This window comes from Caballeronia arationis, from assembly GCF_001544975.2.
Lineage (GTDB): Bacteria > Pseudomonadota > Gammaproteobacteria > Burkholderiales > Burkholderiaceae > Caballeronia > Caballeronia arationis.
The window spans coordinates 1-1,092 of sequence record NZ_FCOG02000490.1 but is presented as its reverse complement, the minus strand read 5'-3'; the positions used below and the strand labels follow the sequence as shown (position 1 = coordinate 1,092).

Annotated in this window: 1 protein-coding gene and 1 pseudogene; both read right to left on the bottom strand. The window is 65.2% G+C overall.

Translation table 11 applies throughout. The features are described from left to right. Positions 1–428, bottom strand: a pseudogene (locus AWB81_RS43405) (homoserine dehydrogenase); the annotation flags it as partial. Between the two features lie 43 nt (positions 429–471). Continuing rightward, positions 472–1,092, bottom strand: a 621-nt coding sequence (locus tag AWB81_RS43400; RefSeq protein WP_235026268.1) for a GntT/GntP/DsdX family permease, incomplete at its 5' end; no start/stop codon positions are given.

The following is a 1,092-nucleotide window of genomic DNA, read 5'->3' as shown; positions in this document are numbered from 1 at the left end:
CGGTTCAGGTACGGGCCCGCGACCGAATCGGTTTCCTTCGTTGCCATCGCGACGTGCACGCCGCGCTTCAGCGCGTTCTCCGCGATCTGCACGCTCACTTCGGGCTGCCCCGTCGCTTCCACGACGATGTCTAATTCCACCGAGTTCAGCAGCGCGTGATCACCGACCAGGGCGATGCGTCCCGCGGCGCGCGCCGCGCTGACGTCGTCGGTGTTGTTGCAGACTTTCGCCGCATCGGCGCCGTAGCCGAGCGAGGCCAGTGTCGCGAGCGTGCCGTCGATGTCAAGGTCGCACAGCGCGGCGATGTCGATGCTCGGCAGCGCGCGGCATTGCACCAGCAGCGAGCGGCCGAAGCCGCCCTTCGGACCGACGAGTGCCATTCGAATCGCGCGGCTGCCGAGCGTCTTGAAGAGATGTTCATAGTTCATGTGTCTGTCCTTTGGGAAGCGAGAGGGCGTTCAACTGCTGGTTTCAGCCGATGAGCGCGTTGAGCAGCAGGATCACCACCAGCGCGACGAGCGACTGGAAGGAAACGAGGAGCGTCCAGGTCTTGAGCGTGTCGCCGACGCTCAGCCGGAAATACTCCTTGAAGAGCCAGAAGCCTGAATCGTTCAGGTGCGAGAGCATCAGGCCGCCTGAACTGACCGCGAGCACGAGCAATTCGAGATTTACCCCGGGCGTAGCGGCCGCGATCGGCGCGACGATGCCGGCGGCCGTTACGGTCGCGACCGTCGCGGAGCCGATGGCGATGCGAATTAACGCCGCTACCCCCCAGCCGAGCACGAGCGGCGAAATCGCCCAGTGCACGGCCCAGTGCGCGATCGAATCGCCGATGTGCGTCGCGAGCAGCATCTCCTTCAACCCGCCCCCCGCGCCGAGAATCAGGATCACGGCAGCCGCAGGCGCGACGCTCTTGCCGAGCAGCTTCTGAATCTGCGGCAGCGTCAGGCCGCTCTTCAGACCGAGCGACCAGATCGCGAACAGCACGGCGATCAGCAGCGACACGATCGGGTCGCCGACCGTTTCCAACAGTTCTCGCGCGGCAGTGCCGTTCGGCGCGTAGTTGCGCCCGAACGTGCGGATCATCATGAG